17 protein-coding genes are annotated in these 17,184 nt (G+C 39.6%); 7 read left to right on the plus strand and 10 right to left on the minus strand.

Annotation, left to right across the window (positions count from 1 at the left end):
• From ACED20_RS10425 to ACED20_RS10450, 6 genes are all read right to left on the minus strand, one after another.
• Positions 1-1,215 (minus strand): hypothetical protein, encoded by a 1,215-nt coding sequence (locus tag ACED20_RS10425; protein WP_378104457.1) that lies wholly within the window; start codon positions 1,213-1,215, stop codon positions 1-3.
• Positions 1,216-1,722: 507 nt separating this feature from the next.
• A complete protein-coding gene (locus ACED20_RS10430; RefSeq protein WP_378104459.1) occupies positions 1,723-2,109 on the minus strand; it encodes a hypothetical protein in 387 nt (128 codons plus the stop codon).
• A complete protein-coding gene (locus ACED20_RS10435) occupies positions 2,040-2,648 on the minus strand; it encodes a hypothetical protein (protein WP_378104462.1) in 609 nt (202 codons plus the stop codon). Before ACED20_RS10435 ends, ACED20_RS10430 begins: the two co-directional genes overlap by 70 nt.
• Before the next feature lie 182 nt (positions 2,649-2,830).
• Positions 2,831-3,265 (minus strand): hypothetical protein, encoded by a 435-nt coding sequence (locus ACED20_RS10440; RefSeq protein WP_295223101.1) that lies wholly within the window; start codon positions 3,263-3,265, stop codon positions 2,831-2,833.
• 218 nt (positions 3,266-3,483) lie between these two features.
• Entirely contained in the window at positions 3,484-4,350 is an 867-nt protein-coding gene (locus ACED20_RS10445; RefSeq protein ID WP_027385416.1) for an RNA polymerase sigma factor RpoD/SigA, read from the minus strand.
• Positions 4,351-5,089: 739 nt separating this feature from the next.
• A complete protein-coding gene (locus ACED20_RS10450) occupies positions 5,090-5,872 on the minus strand; it encodes a S1/P1 nuclease (protein WP_378104467.1) in 783 nt (260 codons plus the stop codon).
• Positions 5,873-6,181: 309 nt separating this feature from the next.
• Between ACED20_RS10450 and ACED20_RS10455 the strand changes: the two genes are divergently transcribed.
• From ACED20_RS10455 to ACED20_RS10470, 4 genes are all read left to right on the plus strand, one after another.
• Positions 6,182-7,123: a type VI secretion system baseplate subunit TssG gene (locus ACED20_RS10455; protein WP_294238584.1), complete on the plus strand. Its 942-nt coding sequence runs from the start codon at positions 6,182-6,184 to the stop codon at positions 7,121-7,123.
• 54 nt (positions 7,124-7,177) lie between these two features.
• Positions 7,178-8,092 (plus strand): TssN family type VI secretion system protein, encoded by a 915-nt coding sequence (locus ACED20_RS10460; protein WP_294226297.1) that lies wholly within the window; start codon positions 7,178-7,180, stop codon positions 8,090-8,092.
• Between the two features lie 12 nt (positions 8,093-8,104).
• Positions 8,105-9,244 carry a hypothetical protein gene (locus tag ACED20_RS10465; protein WP_294238589.1) on the plus strand — a complete coding sequence of 380 codons (1,140 nt, stop codon included), beginning with the start codon at positions 8,105-8,107 and terminating at the stop codon, positions 9,242-9,244.
• A 325-nt stretch (positions 9,245-9,569) separates the two neighbouring features.
• Positions 9,570-10,748 carry an aminotransferase class V-fold PLP-dependent enzyme gene (locus tag ACED20_RS10470; RefSeq protein WP_378104471.1) on the plus strand — a complete coding sequence of 393 codons (1,179 nt, stop codon included), beginning with the start codon at positions 9,570-9,572 and terminating at the stop codon, positions 10,746-10,748.
• 288 nt (positions 10,749-11,036) lie between these two features.
• On the opposite strand, the gene ACED20_RS10475 is transcribed toward ACED20_RS10470, so the two are convergent.
• Positions 11,037-11,690: a metal-dependent transcriptional regulator gene (locus ACED20_RS10475; RefSeq protein WP_294225483.1), complete on the minus strand. Its 654-nt coding sequence runs from the start codon at positions 11,688-11,690 to the stop codon at positions 11,037-11,039.
• Positions 11,691-11,775: 85 nt separating this feature from the next.
• On the opposite strand from ACED20_RS10475, the gene ACED20_RS10480 reads away from it, so the two are divergent.
• Positions 11,776-12,807, plus strand: a complete 1,032-nt coding sequence (locus ACED20_RS10480) for a low specificity L-threonine aldolase (RefSeq protein WP_294312294.1) — start codon at positions 11,776-11,778, stop codon at positions 12,805-12,807.
• A 50-nt stretch (positions 12,808-12,857) separates the two neighbouring features.
• Here ACED20_RS10480 and ACED20_RS10485 read toward each other — a convergent pair whose 3' ends face one another.
• Both ACED20_RS10485 and ACED20_RS10490 read right to left on the minus strand, forming a co-directional pair.
• Entirely contained in the window at positions 12,858-13,361 is a 504-nt protein-coding gene (locus ACED20_RS10485; RefSeq protein WP_294238596.1) for a hypothetical protein, read from the minus strand.
• A gap of 96 nt (positions 13,362-13,457) precedes the next feature.
• Positions 13,458-14,045, minus strand: coding sequence for a YdeI family protein (locus tag ACED20_RS10490; RefSeq protein WP_294203489.1), 588 nt, complete (start codon positions 14,043-14,045; stop codon positions 13,458-13,460).
• A gap of 644 nt (positions 14,046-14,689) precedes the next feature.
• Between ACED20_RS10490 and ACED20_RS10495 the strand changes: the two genes are divergently transcribed.
• Positions 14,690-15,370: a LexA family transcriptional regulator gene (locus ACED20_RS10495; protein WP_294230501.1), complete on the plus strand. Its 681-nt coding sequence runs from the start codon at positions 14,690-14,692 to the stop codon at positions 15,368-15,370.
• Between the two features lie 265 nt (positions 15,371-15,635).
• On the opposite strand, the gene ACED20_RS10500 is transcribed toward ACED20_RS10495, so the two are convergent.
• Complete coding sequence (locus ACED20_RS10500) at positions 15,636-16,091, minus strand: PA2169 family four-helix-bundle protein (RefSeq protein WP_294230498.1); 456 nt, start codon at positions 16,089-16,091, stop codon at positions 15,636-15,638.
• 240 nt (positions 16,092-16,331) lie between these two features.
• Between ACED20_RS10500 and ACED20_RS10505 the strand changes: the two genes are divergently transcribed.
• Complete coding sequence (locus ACED20_RS10505) at positions 16,332-17,138, plus strand: Cof-type HAD-IIB family hydrolase (RefSeq protein WP_294203484.1); 807 nt, start codon at positions 16,332-16,334, stop codon at positions 17,136-17,138.
• The last annotated feature ends 46 nt before the right edge of the window (positions 17,139-17,184 follow it).

The following is a 17,184-nucleotide window of genomic DNA, read 5'->3' on the forward strand; positions in this document are numbered from 1 at the left end:
TTACAACAAAGGTTTTTTATAATCGCCCAGATTCATGCTGAAATGCGTTTTATTATATTCTACCATATTTTCCGTCATATTTTCCTCATAATATGAATTTCGCAGCTCTGCCTGCATTTCAGGTATCATTTTTTCCAGCTTAATATACTCACCGTTTTCTATAATGTAAGTCTGATTGTCTTTATAAACCGCTTCCAGATCAGAGCAGCGTACAACATATCCCATTCTTATCGGAATCTGGTCGACTCCCAGAATAGAAGGACGTATCTCATGCGTATACAGCCTGTTGGTAGATAACGGAATAATGAATACTGAATCCGGATATAAAGTCACGGTAAATTCTTTTGCCAGCGATTCGTCTTCAACGGTTTTCTTAAGTCTGAAATAAAGTCTTGTCAGTGCACTGGTCTGCTTATAGCAAACATCAAAACGGTCCGTTTCCGATGGCTTCAAATGCCTGAAATTGGAATCGTCATAAAAAGTACAGAACGCGATCAGCCCTTCTTGTGGCATATCTTTCGTTTTGTCGGAGTGGGCTTTTATCCTGGCCTTAGATTCCTTTTCAGTATCTGATGTTTTCTTTTTATTTTCATAGATCTGCACCAAAGCATGATTCAGATCGGTCTTATATTCGAAAGTTTCTTTTGCACATTGATTTAGCAAAGCGATAATTTTATGGTCTGTTTCCCTGAAATTATCGGTTGGGCCTGTCAGATTACTGGAACACCGGAGAAGATTAAAGTGTAGAGTTTCTTCACCAGATTTTTTAGTTACTTTACTCAGATAGATGCCTTTCCTTAAAGCTTTTGCTTCTTTATCAGATTCTGTAAGCTCCTGAAATTGATGTTCGGATTTTACTTTATCAAAAATATTCTCTTCCTGAAAAAGTTTCCGGAAATAAACGCCAGCATTGCTGATGATTACAGGGACCGTTCCGAGATTTAGAATTTCGTATTGATCTTCATGGATGTTTTCGTAATTTACTGACAACTCTTTAATAACATGCAGAAAATAAGTGCTTTCAGTAAGGTTATTTAAATCCCCGCAGATGTATATTTTTTTATCCTTAAAACCCGCACTGAAGTCATCAGCTACAGTTCCGCAGAAATTATCGATCAGATACTGAATTTCCTGATTGATTTCCTGACGGTTATTTAAAACAACCAGAATATTTTTATCTCTTGCTATTCTGTTTTCTTGTGGAGTATTGCTCATCTTTCTTATTGTGCGTTGAAGATAGCCTAAAATTTTAAATGTTTAAAATCAATGAACTTTAACTTCACTTTACTCTTATGAGACAGACAGAAATAAGTGCAGCCAATATTTAGTTTATTTCCCGCTCTTTAACGCAAAGTTTATTATTATTTATATATACTGAAAGGAATCAAAGAAGGATCAGCAAGCTGATCTGATTAAGCATACGCGTGATGCATTCGCTTAATCAGCGGCTTTGCCGCCTTACTTCGCTTCCTTATAAATATCCGGAATACTCATAAAACTTTGCGTTAATAATATGTATTTCTTAATATAAATATAAGCTGGAACATGCAATTATATTGATATATTTTTCAGATGATAAAGTGTTTATTGTTGAGTATTAAACAGAAGAGATAGTTCAGATAAACTATCTCTTTTACTTAAGGTATAATGTGAATAGCCAAAAATTCCTGCTTCCTTTTTCCAACATACATTCCGGTATGCATTAATTCATGCCCAGATTTTCTATTCATATTTAGAAAAATCAACTGCAAATATACATCGGTTCACTTGTCCTCCGTTTTGTGCGCCTGCATTGGGCTCGAATTCGGTAAGGCTCCACAGGTAATTATATTGGGATTCATGGTAAAGCGATTCCGCTCCGTAAGGCCACCGGAAGCGCACCGTATCATCGGCACCGTCGGTATAACGGGCCAATCTTGCATTGGATCCGTAAGAATTGCTCGGGGATCCGGTACAGGAAAGCCAGATCCGGTTTCCTTTTCTGAAGACGCCCTGTATTCCGTGGGCATGGTTTTCGGTAAAAAGGCTGTTTTTCGGTGCTACGGATACGATTCCGCTATTCTGAAGGATCCCGTTTGCATCGACGGGAAATCCGAAGACCTTAGGCACAATGGAAGAGCATCGGCGCTGCCGGAATAATATTGTCCGGTCCAGAACTGGGTTCCTTCATCATTAACCTGGATCGTGGAAAATGGATTGGCATTGTTGATTTTCTGATATCCCGTCTGAGGCAGAATATACCTGTAATTAAAAGCGAACAAATTCCCGTTGGAATCTTTACCGCATTTGTCATTGGTTGTGTCTCCGGTGCTTACTTCAATAATCTTATTCAGATCAAATACACGGACTCCCAAATTCGTGCTGCTGATATAAAGTTTACCCTTAAAATAAGCCATTCCACCGGCGTGTACGTTCAGGGGAGCGTACGAAGCATACTGTGAGTAGTCCGTTACGCTTGCCGGAATGTCAGGCTGAACCAGAAGAATATGACGATAGGTAAGATAAGTGCTCGAACTCGGACTGATGTCGATCAGGGTAATGCGCGACCCTTTGAATGCAGCTTCATCTTTAGCATACCAGCTGACCAAAAGATAACGAATGCCGTCTTTGCTTCTTCTTCCGGTGGAGTTAGGGCATTGTTCTGGCATCCGACGCCGGTCAGGGCACATAAAAGCATCAATCCAGGAAATTTTTTCTGAATCATAATTAATAATTTACAGTGTTTTGAATTGGATGCGAAGCTATCGGATTATTTGATGAACGGGATTTCGTTCGGGTTAATTATCTGTTAAGTTTACGTTGTCGAAAAAGGAACCAAAACAAACCGTTGTCAAATATGTTTCTTTAGATAATTTTCTAAATCAAAACCGGTATTTTTGAGATTAAGATATACTTTAATGCTGCCATTGGAATTTTTTATTTCAAGCCTTTCTTTTACTTTTTGCTTTAAGTCATAAGAATATTTATAGAAAATGCCCCGGAAGTTTTCCTGGCTTTTGGTAAGTTGGATAATCGATTTATTGGAAGAAATAATAAAGATTTCATCATCCAGAAAAATAACATCATCTTTTCGATAACTTATTTTTGCTCCCAATTTTGAATACGCTTCAATCTCAGTTTCCACGTCTCTGATGATATCGTATTTTCTATCTCTGATAAAATTGAAAAAACGTTTGTGCTTATTTTTATTTAAAAAGTAAATGAAAATATTTCCAAAAATAAAAATCAGGATAAATCCTCCGATAAAAAAGTAGAAACCTTCCATAAATAAAAATGTAACGGAAAAGAATCAAAGATATTTAACCTGTATAAAATACGCACCAAATTTTAGACATTTTTGATTTTTTTCTTGTGTGTTCTAAAATATACGAAAGCCAATAAAAATCTCTTTGTGCCTGATGTGTCGGAATAAATTACCATCATCCATGAAAATAAAAACGGAGCCTGAAAATCGAGCTCCGCGTATGTATATTTCGTTAAAAATTACTTCCCTAAATAAGATTTCAGAATCTTACTTCTGGTGTTGTGCTTCAATCTCTTGATCGCTTTTTCTTTGATCTGACGGACACGTTCTCTTGTAAGGTCGAAAGTTTCACCGATTTCTTCCAGCGTCATCGGATGTTTCCCGTTCAGTCCGAAATACAGTCTCACCAAATCCGCTTCTCTTGGCGTCAGCGTATTCAATGCTCTTTCAATCTCGATCTGAAGGGATTCCAGCATCAGGTCTTTATCCGGGCTTGGAGATTCTCCTGAACGCAATACGTCGTAAAGATTAGAATCTTCACCTTCTACCAAAGGTGCGTCCATGGACAGGTGTCTTCCGGAATTTTTCATTGATTCTTTGATATCTTCTTCGCTCATATCGAGAACTTCGGCCAATTCTTCCGGAGAAGGTGGTCTTTCGTTTTCCTGCTCAAGGTGCGCGTACGCTTTGTTGATCTTATTGATGGAACCGATTTTGTTCAATGGCAACCTTACAATTCTCGACTGTTCAGCCAAAGCCTGTAAAATCGACTGACGGATCCACCATACCGCGTAAGAGATAAATTTGAAACCTCTAGTCTCATCATACCTTTTTGCCGCCTTCATCAGTCCTAAATTCCCCTCATTGATCAAATCGGGTAAAGAAAGACCCTGATTTTGGTACTGCTTGGATACGGATACTACGAAACGGAGGTTGGCCTTAATTAATTTTTCCAGCGCTGCTCTGTCGCCTGCACGGATTCTCTGCGCCAAATCTACCTCTTCGTCCGCAGTGATCAGTTCCACTTTACCAATTTCCTGCAAATACTTGTCTAATGAAGCAGTTTCCCTGTTGGTTACCTGCTTAGTGATTTTTAATTGTCTCATCTATTTTATCCTCAAAAAGAGTTTCTATTATATTATACGTCACGAATATCAAAAAGGTTACAGTAGTTGCAGAAATTTTTTATTGAATTAAACCGATTTTGAAAAATTAGTCGTAAATTATGGCTCTTACGATACAGAACGAAGGTTTCAAGGCGGAAAGAGGCCGGCAGGAATTCTTTTTTCAGGAGCTTGATCCGGCTATTCGCTATTACTCCTCGCGCCGCCGCAGTCCAACCCCGCTGTGGGGTAGCCGCTTCTATCCGGGCTAGGGCAGTGGTCTTTTACTTACTTTAGCCGGCTAATTGGATATTTTTAAGATAGGAAAATTTAAAGTCAATTGTGAATTCGGCGTTGCGGGTGAATGGTAATTCTCGATGGAGTGTAGGGTAAATTGAGCATTCAACATTTACTTGCACGGCAATTTATCCTTCTAAAACCACCCCGTCAAAAATTCTTTCAGAATTTTCGCCACCCCTCCAAAGGAGGGGAATTTAATTCCCTTTGATTACCGGTAACAAACCGGTAATCAAAACTTTATCTATATTAAACAAGATCAGATTGACAGTTGCCATTCATCATTGCCTTCTATGAAAAAAGTGGAACCGAAGCCCTGCCTCATATAACTTAACAAATGAAAAATTGACCTTTCACTATTCACCACAAAAAAAGCGGAACCGAAGCTCCGCCTAATATCTTTTAACGAACAGTAAATTTACAATTCACCATTGAACTATTCACCTTAAAAAAGATCGTTCAGCCATTTCGCCAGTCTCAGACCGCCGTACAGCAGCTGTCTTTCCATCGTATCGTTGAATTTATACTGATAGTCGTATGCCAGTTTGGAATCATTCGGCGTCTGTGCATAGATTTTGTTGGCGATTTTATGGGAATCGTACAGCCAGTCTTCCAACGTTCCGGTCTGGATCTGTTTTACTTCGTCATTGGTTTTAATGTCCAGAAGATTGGCATATTCAGTATAGCTGTATTTCTGGGAGTCCACCAGCTTTCCGTCCCACACCGAATGCAGATTGGTCTTTTCCCCGAAATAGGTCACGTTGATCTTGTTTCCGCCCAGATCTTCCGCTCTTCCCACGTGCAGAGGCTGAGCCAGATCGCCCATAATATGGATCAGGAAGATCAATGCAATTTTCCGGTCTTTTTCAGAAGTTTTCGGATCTTTGATCTGGCTGGACAGGGTCTTCACCTGAGTATATAAGCTCGGGCCGGCCTGTGCCTTCAGTTTTTCTTCAAACACTTTGAAATCCGTCTGCGGATCGATGTTTACATAATGCCATGCCGAAGCCTGTTTCCATGCACCAGTGGTATCGGATTTAATGAAATCCGGCCAGTTGGCCCAATACGCAAGACGTTCCCTCCCCATCATTTTTCTGATCTCTCTTCTTGCCTTTCCGGAAAGATGGTTTTCTGCAATCTCTGCAATAATCCGGTGCCCTGTAAGTCCCCACGCATAAGAATACAGCGAAGAGGACATAAGTGCAAGAACCAGAATTTTAGAATACATACTTTTCATTGTAAATAACATTTTCAGAAGGCAAAGATAAGGTTAATTTTAAGGCTGCCATCAACAGGAGGGAAATGAGCGGAAAAATTTAATCAAATATTAATTTAAGATAAAGGTAAAGGTAAAGGTAAGGGTTGCGCGAATTACTGATCTTTTATCTTCACCCTCAATCTTACCCTCAGCCTTATTTTTTCTTTTTCTTCTTTTAATCACAATTATTTAGTATTTTTAAGAGATAATTCATTGGAAATTATTTTTTCAATAATTTGAGATATATTATTTTTACAAGCCAAAATCACAGGAAGTACCATGTATGAGAATAATATTGTAGAGATGCATTACAATAAGCTGCAAACCGACTTCAGGGCGGAGGCGGTGGCAGTAAACCTTTTAAAATACCACAGGGCGGTAAGCAATATCTTTATCGACCGTATCGGGATCAATGATCGTGCTTATTTAAAGGATATCAAAAGCATTACAAGCGATTACCTGGGTTTTGATGAAGAGGTTTTCACCATAGAAACCTACCGGGAGGGTATTTACGATTACCTGCCGGAAGGGCTTTTTCATCCGCCTTCACTGGGTGCATCCCGTAAAAATGTCGATACGGTGGTACGGGAGATCCGCCGGCAGAAAAAAGTAGAGGAGGACGCCCGGAAATTTTTCAAACCTTTTGAGCTGGAAATCTTTTTTACGGAAATCAGTGCGTTGCTGAAAGAATTTGATTTCGATATTTCCAGCGATACCGGTGCGTTGCTGGATACCGTGAGCGAATTATGGCCGCTCATCAATAAGCTTGATATAAAAAATGCCTATATCTTTATCTACATCCTGCCTTTTTTTCACCAGATCCGGGGCGATAAAAGCTGGTTTGAAAGATGCATGACCGCTTTCCTGCAGATTCCCGTAAAAGTTACCTTCACACCGAATGTGGTCGACAGGATCGAGGAGGAAGACAATTCCATGCTGCTGGGAAACTCAAGGCTTGGTGTAACCTATATTCCGAGCGGAAGACATATGGACGGACAGCGGAACTGGGTGGTGAATATCGGGCCGATTCCCTATCAGGAAATGAAGAAATATATTGACGGAAGCCCCTTCCGGGAAGTGCTGAAAACCATGTATGATTATTTCCTTCCGGTAAGCGTTGAAATAGAAGAAGCATTCATTACCGAGAAGAAAAAATATTCTTTTGCCCTGGAAGATGATGAAAGAAATACAAACCGGCTCGGATACTCTACTTTCCTGTGAAAATTTTAACTATATTTACATTCACCAAGAAAAAATATTAATTCGAAAAGACAGATGGAAGTTTCGTCAGTAAAAGGAATCTTTTTAAGGTATATCATGATGCCTTTGTTTGCAGTGATCATGATGGCTGTTTTAGGAGCCATCAGAAGAAATAGACCTGCTATAAAAATTAAAACCATTATTATTTATTTTCTGCTGTGCAGTCTGTGCCTGGCTGTACCGGGGATCTTCGGCTTCACAGGAAATCTTTTTAACCCGTACTGGTATCTCATTGCGCAGATCGTTTACCTTATTTTGGGAATCGTTCATGTCAATTTATCAGACCGGTATTTCAAAAAGCATTTTACGTCTACCACAAAGAGTTTTTTGTTTGAATCCATCCTTACTTTAACCTGCATCGGTTTCGGAGGCTATCTTTTTTACCTGATCTTCAACTGGATGAGCAGAGGAACAGGATATCCGATCATGGCGGCGACCAGCATCTTCATTTTCATGGTTCCACTGGTATTCCATTACTGCTACGTACAGCTGATCAGCATTCCTGTGGATATCTATAAAACATGGAGGTATTCACCGGAGCAGAAGCTCCCGGATTTTGAAGGGGCGGATTTCGACCGGCTGATGGTTCTTAATGTGGAATTAAGCAAAAACCTCGAGGAAGCCAACCGCTTCAGGATAAAAGCCAAAACCCTTCCGACCGGCATTACTTTCGGCGATTGGTTCTACCGGGTTGTGGACGATTACAACCATAAAAATCCGAATTCGGTGATCCACCTTACAGATGAAACTAAAGAAGCCTATTATTGGATCTTCTATACCAAAAAGTCTTTTTTCAGTTTCAGGAAATATATCGATTTCGATCAGGACATTACGGAGAACAGCATTTCTGAAAACGATGTGGTCATCTGTAAAAGAGTGATCCAGCATGAAGAGGAAGGATTCAGAAAACCACAATCACATACCGTTTAAAAAATATTGAATATGATACAGCCTATTAAGCATTTTGCCATCAATTGGGTTGACGGGATGAAAGTTTCCCAGAGACATCTTAATGACCAGGATAATTTTTTAATTGATACCATAAGAGATTCCAATTCATTAGGGATCACAACATATAATTACGGACTTCTGCCGATTTCAAACGAATTTACAGACCGTACGATTTTCGATGTCCACAATACGGCCACCAACGATGTGCAGCTGGTAATTAAACGGTGCAGCGCCGTAACCATGGCAGGCTACAGGATCGAACTGAACGACAGGAGAGTGAGTGTAAAATCATTGGCGAAATCCATGAATGAGGAACAGGCCGACGGTGAATATTTTATCCTGATCTCCGTTAATCCTTTCGACAAAGTGCCATTTGGCGATATCGATCCGGAAGAAATCCCGCCGCGCCACCCGAATACACAGTCTAACCATCACCTCGAATTGCTGCCGGTAACTTCACTGAACAGCAATTATTCGGGAGGGAATTATCTGATTATCGGAAAGGTAGATCTGAAAGGGAATATTGCGCAGGTAGATTCCAATTTTATCCCCCCGTGTACCTCTATTCAAAGCCATCCTGCGTTGCTGGATTATTATAATATCTTTGCAAAATCCGTCGGTAATTTACAGCAGTACGCTTTCAAAATCATTCAGAAAGCTTCGCATAAAAACCAGAATACGGCCTTGGCGCAGAACGTTAAGTTTTTGTGTAATACGATGATTGATACTTTCGGCGATATGTATTTTCAGTTCAGGAATATTACACCGTATCAGCCGCCGGTGTTTTTAATCGAATCCTTTGCAAAACTGGCACTCCGCCTGTACAATGCCACACAGGTGCTGGTTCCTGCCGAACTGGAAGAGATGCTGAACTATAGCCTGGAATGGAGTGAAATTGCCCCTCACACGCTGTTGAACCAATTATCTATTGTTGCCGAAACGAATTACGACCATCATAATTGTGGCGAACCCTTTATCTACATCCAGCAGATGCTGAAAAGCTTGGAAACGATCTTTGCCAAATTAAGCGAACTTGATTATATCGGCCAACGAAAAGAAAATATTATTGTCAACGAACAGGAAGTTTCCAACAATAACAATCCGAAGAGAGGCTGGAGTGTTTTGGATTAATTCAGAAAATCGATATCCATATAAGTCCCGGAGTATACTGCCGGGATTTTTTGTTGGAAAGCACTAATGCGCAAAACATTTTGAATACTGTGCGTGGATAAGCTACTAGGATCTCATTTTTGATAAAATTATAAACCGCTTACTGACCAGAAATAATAAAATTTCATGGGTTAGTATTAGCGGTATGAAAAGTTTACAGCGTCAAATTCTTTTCGTTATATCTTACGTCTCCGTGCTTTCCAGTAAAAATATTTTAGCTTAAAATTACAAGGTCATTTCCGGAATAAATAAAAAATCCGTAACATTATATTTCAATACAATGACAATGGATATTAATAAAATAAGAAAGGATACCCGCGGCCTGGGAGACGGAAAAGTTTTTCTCAACAATGCGGGATCGTCTTTAATGCCGGATCTAGTCACCGATGCTATGATCGACTACTTGAAATCGGAAGAATATAGTGGAGGTTATCATATAGCGAATGTCAATGCTGATATTTTGGAAGAATTTTATGATGAAACCGCAAAGCTGATTAATGCCAAGGCTGGTAATATCGCCTTTGCCACAAGCGCTACCGAAGCATATGCCAAGGCTTTGTCGAGTATTGTTTTTAAAGAAGGGGATGTCATCATTACGACGGCAGACGATTATATTTCCAATCAGATCACCTTTATTTCCCTGCATAAAAAACTAGGAGTGAAGGTGATGAGAATGAGAAATTTACCGGATCGTGAACTGGATCTGGAAGACTTGGAGCATCTGATCAAGATATATCACCCTAAACTCCTTGCCGTAACCCATATTCCTACCAATTCCGGGCTGATCCAGAATGTGGAAGCGGTAGGAAAGATCTGTAAGAAACATGATATTTTATACTTGGTGGATGCCTGCCAGTCGGTCGGGCAGATGGTGGTTGATGTCGAGAAAATCGGCTGTGATTTCTTGACGGCTACCGGAAGAAAGTTTCTGCGCGGGCCCAGAGGGACAGGATTTCTGTATGTTTCAGACCGTATCCTGGAACAGGAATATGCACCCCTTCTGCTGGACATGAGAGGAGCAAACTGGACCGAATATGATGATTACAAATTGTTCACGACGGCAAAACGGTTCGAACACTGGGAAATTTCGTATGCATCCATGCTGGGTTTAAAACACGCCATCAGATATGCAAATGAGGTCGGAATGGAGCCGGTAGAAAAATATAACCGGAACTTATCGCAAAAACTACGGACTAATTTAAAGGAGAGCGGCTTTGATGTTTGGGACTTGGGCAACCGCCTGAGTAGTATCGTCACTTTTTCCGGGCCGGATGGCGATCTGGAGAATATTCAAAAAGTTTTGAAAGAGAACAATGTTTACTTTTCAGTAACCTACAAAAATTCTGCACTGATTGATTTCACCAATAAAAATATTAACGGGATCGTACGGCTGTCGCCCCATTACTTCAATACAATAGAGGAGATAGAGAGGGTATCCGAAATACTGGAACGCAGTTTAAAGTAAGTTGATTGAGAACAGATATGGATTTTACAGATGGTTGTTTTAGTATGCTGGAAGCCGGCTAATTAGTGAGTGCATACTTTTATTAACCACAGATCTGCACGGATTTTCACAGATGATTGCACGTATTTTATTAAACTGCACAAATGTAATGCTCAATATATTAAAATTTTAAACACTTTGTTTGTCTATCCCGTAGGGATCACAACATAGTATTAGCAATCTGTAAAGAAAATCTGCCGAAGATTTCACAAATGATCTTACGGCTCTAAATGCGTCAACGACCAAACCTTACTTCTTCACCAGTATTTTATCCGTGGCTTTACGGCTCAGGATCTCCTGTTTTCCGTCTACTTCAATGGTAAAAGATTTGTCGAAACTTTCGATCTTGAGGATGCCTATTTTTTTGTTCAGGAGTAAATTCCGTTCTGTTAAATAATTTAAAAAAGAATCATCAGAAAGCGTAACGGAGGCAAAAACAACGGTTTCTCCGGCGGTGCAGTTGCTCAACTTCTGTAAATCCTGTGCAATAATATTTCCGTCTTTATCGGGAATGGGTTCACCATGCGGGTCAAATTTCGGATAGTTTAGGATTTCATCCATTTTATCAAAGAAAACAGCCGAGTGCACATGCTCCAGCTGTTCAGCGATCTCATGAACGTTTTCCCAGCCGAAGTTCATTTTTTTAACGAGGAACATTTCTGTAAGACGGTGCTTCCTGACGACCAGCGCAGCTTCGCGGCGGCCTTTATCCGTTACCCTCAGGGGCTTATAGGTTTCGTAGATCACCCAGTTTTTCTCGGCGAATTTCTTCATCATGTTGTTAACGCTCGGCATTTTTACATTTAAAAATTTGCTCAGCTCGTTAATCGTAACCTTTCCTTCATGATCCACCAGGTGAAACAGAGCTTTCAGATAATTTTCTTCTGTTAATGTTGTTCTCAAAATGTTAGATGATATTCACGACAAATCTAACAAAATATTGGGAATAAATGAGGCTTTTCCGATGAACTTTTTTTAATTTTACCTTATGAAATTTTCATTCAAAAACGATTATTCGGAAGGTTGCCATCCTGATATTTTACAGGCACTTTTAGAACACAATCTCAATCAGCAGGCGGGCTACGGCGAAGATGAATATTCAAAAAAAGCAAAAGACCTGATCAGGGAGAAGATGAGAAATCCGGATGCCGATATTTACTTTGTCTCGGGAGGAACGCAGGCCAATCTCATTGTTATTTCTTCAGTTTTAAGACCTTATCAATGTGCAGTTTCAGCATCTACAGGACACATTCTGAATAATGAAACCGGAGCGATAGAAGCCACTGGCCACAAAATTTTGAGCATTGAAAAAGAAGATGGAAAATTAACTCCGGAAGATATTATCCAGGTATTGGAAAGCCACCGGAACATCCCGCACCAGGTAATGCCGAAGCTGGTCTATATTTCCAATTCCACCGAATTGGGTACGGTTTATACACTGAAAGAGCTGGAAGATCTCTCTACATTCTGTAAAGAGAATAATCTCTACCTATTCATGGATGGAGCCAGGCTGGGGCATGGGCTGACGTCGGAAATCAGTGACCTCACATTGGAAAAAGTAGCGGAATTAACGGATATTTTCTATTTGGGAGGAACCAAAAACGGGGCATTGATCGGGGAAGCCATCGTTATCAATAATAAGGAACTGCAGCAGGATTTTGCATTCAATATCAAGCAGAAAGGTGCTTTGCTGGCGAAGGGTAGACTTTTAGGCATCCAGTTTATGGAGCTCATGAAAAATGATCTGTATTTTGATCTGGCAGGACACGCGAACCGGCAGGCTATGAAGATGAAAAATGCGATGCAGGAAAGGGGAGTGCAGTTTTTATCAGATACCTACACCAACCAGATTTTCCCGATACTAAGTCATGAACTGATTGAGAAATTAGCACAAAAATTTGATTTTTATGTCTGGAAAAAGATGAATGACCGGTTTTCAGTGGTCCGGCTTATCACTTCCTGGAATACGGGAGACGAACCGGTGAATGAGTTTATCGAAATCATCAACACTGAACTATAGAACAAATGCAACCATTTCCGGTTGCATTTTTATTAACGATGTTGAGATTATTATTTCAGTGCATTGGCGACCTTATTGCAGTCCGCTGTTTTCAGGATTCTGCCGCCGGAATATTTTATCTTTTTTTCGTTGGCATATTTGGTTCCGGTTTCCGCATCTCTTTCGCCGATTCCTTCGCTCAGTCCGTCTTTGGTCTGGATAAAATAAATGTCGTTTTTATTGTCATTTTTGCCTTCTGCTGCAAAAGTATACGTCAGTTTCAGGGTATCTCCGGATTTAAAACCGCTTAGTTCTCCTTTATTGCTGTCTTTTTCGCTGTTTTTAGTGGCCATTTTTCCGGTAACGGTGCCGAGATTGTCGTCGATACTTACAAAAACGGTGTCTTTTCCGGTAATGCCCATATAGCAGAAAGATTTCGGGCCTAATGTATCGGTAACTTTCTCTGTCGCTGTGGTAGTATCGGTAGAAACCGGATCAGCCACAGGAGTTTCAGGTTTTTTGTTGCAGTTCATCAGCAACATGGATAAAGCACTTAACGCAATTAATTTTTTCATATCCTTATAATTTAATCAATTTCGATCATGCTAAAATACCAATTGTATTCTTATATGGATAGAAAATTGTTTTAAATAAACCCTAAATTTTGAATTTCAATCATTCATACCTTTTCCAGCGAGGATTTCGGGAATGTATTTTTCAATCCTTGATTCTCGTGTTTTGGATTGTTTGGCTGAAGCAAAATACAGCAGGTAAGCTCTTTGCCGGCCTGGAGTGAGGGCTTCAAAAGCAGATTTCAGTTTGAAATCCGTATCCAGTTTCCGACGGAATTCTTCAGGTATTTCAAAGGCTTTCGTAGGTTTCATTTCCACTTTGGAGCCGGATTCTTCCAATTCAACAGCCTGGAATATATAATCACGGATAACATTTTCCAAATCAATGATCTGCTGCACATCAGTAAAACGGATCTGTCTGGCAGACTGTACATTTTCCGTCTGCTGAACCAGGATATTCGTAGGATCCTTCAGTAAAGCACCTTTAAAAAAGAGTAGGGCACAATAGTTTTTGAAGCCATGGATTAAAAAGATATTCTTACCTTCATACGTGTAGCAGGGGCAGCCCCATTTTACGTCTTCTTGAAGTTCGGTACTTAGTGCGATGGTTCTCAGTTTTTCAAAATCGGACTGCCATTTTCCGGTTTTGTTAAAGAAAAAATCTGCTTTAGGATTGGTGTTATTCATTGATTATCTGTTATTTACATGATTTAATGATCTGAAAAAGTGTATTATGTAATTCTTTGAAAGTACGCCAAGTCAATGGCTTGCACAAAATTTTGGAATTGAAAATTAAGATTATGTATTGCGAGTTCAATTTAAATTGATTTTAATCACCAAAACTTATTTAAAAATCATGGTTTCTAAATTTAACTGAATCAGCCGAAGTCAAATTTATTAAAAAACTTTGTGATTCTCATTTAGTCCATCCTGATTAGCTTCAATTATTAAGCATTAAAATATTTTATGACTTAAATTTATAAAATTCAGGCAGAAGAACAAGTCTGAATTTCAGGACTTTTACAGCGACTTAATATGAGTCAGATAGCTACGGTTCTTACTGGATTTCAACGTCTTAGAATCGCATTTAAATAAGTCAGTTAAAATATATGGAAAATAATAATTTTTAGCTGGTTAACCCCCTGTTTCCATGTTTTTATAAAAGTCCTATAATTTATATTATGTTAAATTGAATATATTTTCAGAATCAGATTCACGAATCCCTGAGCTTTTACTGATCCGCTGAATTCCTTGTAGCGGCTGGCTTTTTCCGGTTTTAAAGTTGGTGTCTCCCTAAAACATTCGTACTTTTGTCTTCCTAACTTTTTTACATGTCAGTTTTTTCAGAAAATATCCGACTCTTGCGTGGCACTCTCGGGAAAACCCAGCGCGAATTGTCTCAACAGATACAGATTACCTCTTCCCGGTACAGTTCTTACGAAAACGGTAAATCCAAGCCTCCTGTGGATGTGCTGATCCGGATTTCAAGAATATTTAATGTGAGCGTCGATCTTCTGCTTTCGGTGGATTTAAAAAAACATTCCCTGAAAGATATGCTGAAACTTCCGGATAACCGGATCGTCCTGCCGGTTGTTGTAGATCAGCAAGGAAATGAAAGCATTGAAATAGTTCCCCAGAAAGCTACCATGGGTTATCTCCGGGGTTACAGCGATCCTGATTATATTGAAAGCCTGCAAACGATTTCGCTGCCGTTCCTGAAAAACGGAAAATTCAGAGCTTTCCCGGCTGATGGCGATTCGATGCCGCCTTTTAAGGACGGTTCGTTCATTATTGGAAAATATATGGAAGGCCTTAACGATCTGAAATCCGGAAATACGTATGTTTTTATTACGCTGAACGACGGGATTACCTATAAACGACTGAGATCTAAGAATAAAGCTTCGCTTACCGTAGCTTCTGACAATACGTTTTATGAACCGTACGACATTCCTTTAAACGAAATCGTTGAAGTCTGGCAATATGCGACCGGAATTTTCCCGGAAGATTTTTAAGAGAAATCCTATTTAACATAATATAAAGCCACAAATTCTCTGCTGAATTTGTGGCTTTATATCCTATCTTTCTGCAATGCTATCATCTGATAGGATGTTATACTACTCTACTTCCCCATTTTTAAACTTTCAATAAAATTTGAAAGACCTACGTAAAGCCCATCATTTTAACGGAAATGAACGGAAAGCTGAATTGATTAAATACAAACAACTTTTCAATTCTATTTGAAAAGTTGTTCCTAAAGAAAGACAGACTGTACGAGTATTAGTCTTTATAATCGCTGATTCCTTTGAACTGATGATAGGAATCTTTGATGTGTTTCAAATGTTCGGAAACAATCGGCAAGCTTTTCTCGCTTAATTTTCCACTGTCGATGGCATTCTGGTAGGCATCAATCGCTGCTTTTTCACCGAAGATGACGTTTCCTATGGTAGACTCTTCCCTATTTCCCAGGGTAAAGGAATTTTTAATGTCGATCCAGGTTCTGTGCAGGGCGCCGGCTACCGAAGGGGTGTCTTCCGCTTCACCGCCATTTTCTGCGATAAGGTCGATAAGCTCATTCTTCATAACTTTGGTAAGGGAATTCATTTTGGCATATTCGGGTTTTACATCGGGATAATTTTCCCAGACTTTGCCTTCCACCTTTCCGAAACCTTCGATCCGGTCGTTTGTAATGTGCAACAGGTCATTTAAGACGGATATTTCTTCCTGATTTTTCATAATTAAATATTTTGTGATGTGCGGAAATGGTGCAAGAACCGTACCTTCACAACGGAAAACTGCTTTTTGTGGTACCGAAATACTGTGAAACCAAAACTTCTATAATGCAGTTTTCTTTTTTCAACTTTTTAATCGGGATCTATTTAATTTAACAGAAATATAACCAGAAATTAAGCGCTGACCGCCAAATCAGGAACAAGAATATTGTACATTTATTCATCTAAAAAAATAATTAAATTCATGACTATTTCACACGAAAATAATCCTCACCGGATTAAAGCGGTCTTTTTTGATATCGACGGAACCCTGATCAGTTTTAAAACCGGGAAAATTCCGGAATCAACACAGAATGCCTTAAAAAAGCTCCGCGAAAAAGGAATTAAAGTCATTGTAGCGACCGGTAGATCCGTTAATTCCCTACATCATATCAGCCACCTGGAATTCGATGGTTTTATTACCTTCAACGGAGCGTATTGTATCACCACGGACAAAAAGTTGATTTCAAGATATGCGATCGATCCGGCAGATATTGAAAGCCTGGTCCGTTATTCCGAAGGTTCACCGTTAAGCTATTCTTTAATGTATGAAAATAAGGTGGAAATAAATGATGCTACGCCCGAAGTGGTCGGGATGTATGCCCACGTCAATCTTCCGGTTCCTCCTGTTCACGATCAAGAAAATATTGATTTGCAGAATGTGCTGCAGGCCAATATTTTTCTGCGTCCGGAAGCCGAAGAAGAATTTATGCAGACCGTCATGCCCAACAGCATTTCTTCACGCTGGACTCCTCTTTTTGCGGATGTAAATGCGGGAGGAATTACCAAGCAGCTGGGCATCGAAAATTTCTGTAAACATTTCGGGATCGATACGGCCGATACCATGGCTTTCGGCGACGGAGGGAATGATATTTCAATGCTGAAATTTGTGAAAATAGGCGTTGCTATGGGAAATGCAAATGATGCAGTAAAAGAAATCGCCGATTTTGTGACGGGCGATGTGGATGATGACGGAATTGAAAAAGCACTGCTCAGGTTCGGGCTTTTATAATGTTTTTACTGATGAAAAATTTTAAGATTTTTTGGTTTTATGGTAT

The sequence above is a fragment of the Chryseobacterium sp. sg2396 genome (assembly GCF_042610505.1).
Classification (GTDB): Bacteria; Bacteroidota; Bacteroidia; order Flavobacteriales; family Weeksellaceae; genus Chryseobacterium.

Bases quoted from the DNA above. Each gene is read 5' to 3' on its own strand.
- ACED20_RS10490 (WP_294203489.1), bottom strand. From the start codon at position 14,045: ATGAATAACACCAATCCTAAAGCAGATTTTTTCTTTAACAAAACCGGA.
- ACED20_RS10455 (WP_294238584.1), top strand. From the start codon at position 6,182: ATGTATGAGAATAATATTGTAGAGATGCATTACAATAAGCTGCAAACC.
- ACED20_RS10465 (WP_294238589.1), top strand. From the start codon at position 8,105: ATGATACAGCCTATTAAGCATTTTGCCATCAATTGGGTTGACGGGATG.
- ACED20_RS10500 (WP_294230498.1), bottom strand. From the start codon at position 16,091: ATGAAAAATCAGGAAGAAATATCCGTCTTAAATGACCTGTTGCACATT.
- ACED20_RS10435 (WP_378104462.1), bottom strand. From the start codon at position 2,648: ATGCCAGAACAATGCCCTAACTCCACCGGAAGAAGAAGCAAAGACGGC.
- ACED20_RS10440 (WP_295223101.1), bottom strand. From the start codon at position 3,265: ATGGAAGGTTTCTACTTTTTTATCGGAGGATTTATCCTGATTTTTATT.
- ACED20_RS10450 (WP_378104467.1), bottom strand. From the start codon at position 5,872: ATGTATTCTAAAATTCTGGTTCTTGCACTTATGTCCTCTTCGCTGTAT.
- ACED20_RS10470 (WP_378104471.1), top strand. From the start codon at position 9,570: ATGGATATTAATAAAATAAGAAAGGATACCCGCGGCCTGGGAGACGGA.
- ACED20_RS10480 (WP_294312294.1), top strand. From the start codon at position 11,776: ATGAAATTTTCATTCAAAAACGATTATTCGGAAGGTTGCCATCCTGAT.
- ACED20_RS10425 (WP_378104457.1), bottom strand. From the start codon at position 1,215: ATGAGCAATACTCCACAAGAAAACAGAATAGCAAGAGATAAAAATATT.
- ACED20_RS10445 (WP_027385416.1), bottom strand. From the start codon at position 4,350: ATGAGACAATTAAAAATCACTAAGCAGGTAACCAACAGGGAAACTGCT.
- ACED20_RS10495 (WP_294230501.1), top strand. From the start codon at position 14,690: ATGTCAGTTTTTTCAGAAAATATCCGACTCTTGCGTGGCACTCTCGGG.
- ACED20_RS10485 (WP_294238596.1), bottom strand. From the start codon at position 13,361: ATGAAAAAATTAATTGCGTTAAGTGCTTTATCCATGTTGCTGATGAAC.
- ACED20_RS10505 (WP_294203484.1), top strand. From the start codon at position 16,332: ATGACTATTTCACACGAAAATAATCCTCACCGGATTAAAGCGGTCTTT.
- ACED20_RS10460 (WP_294226297.1), top strand. From the start codon at position 7,178: ATGGAAGTTTCGTCAGTAAAAGGAATCTTTTTAAGGTATATCATGATG.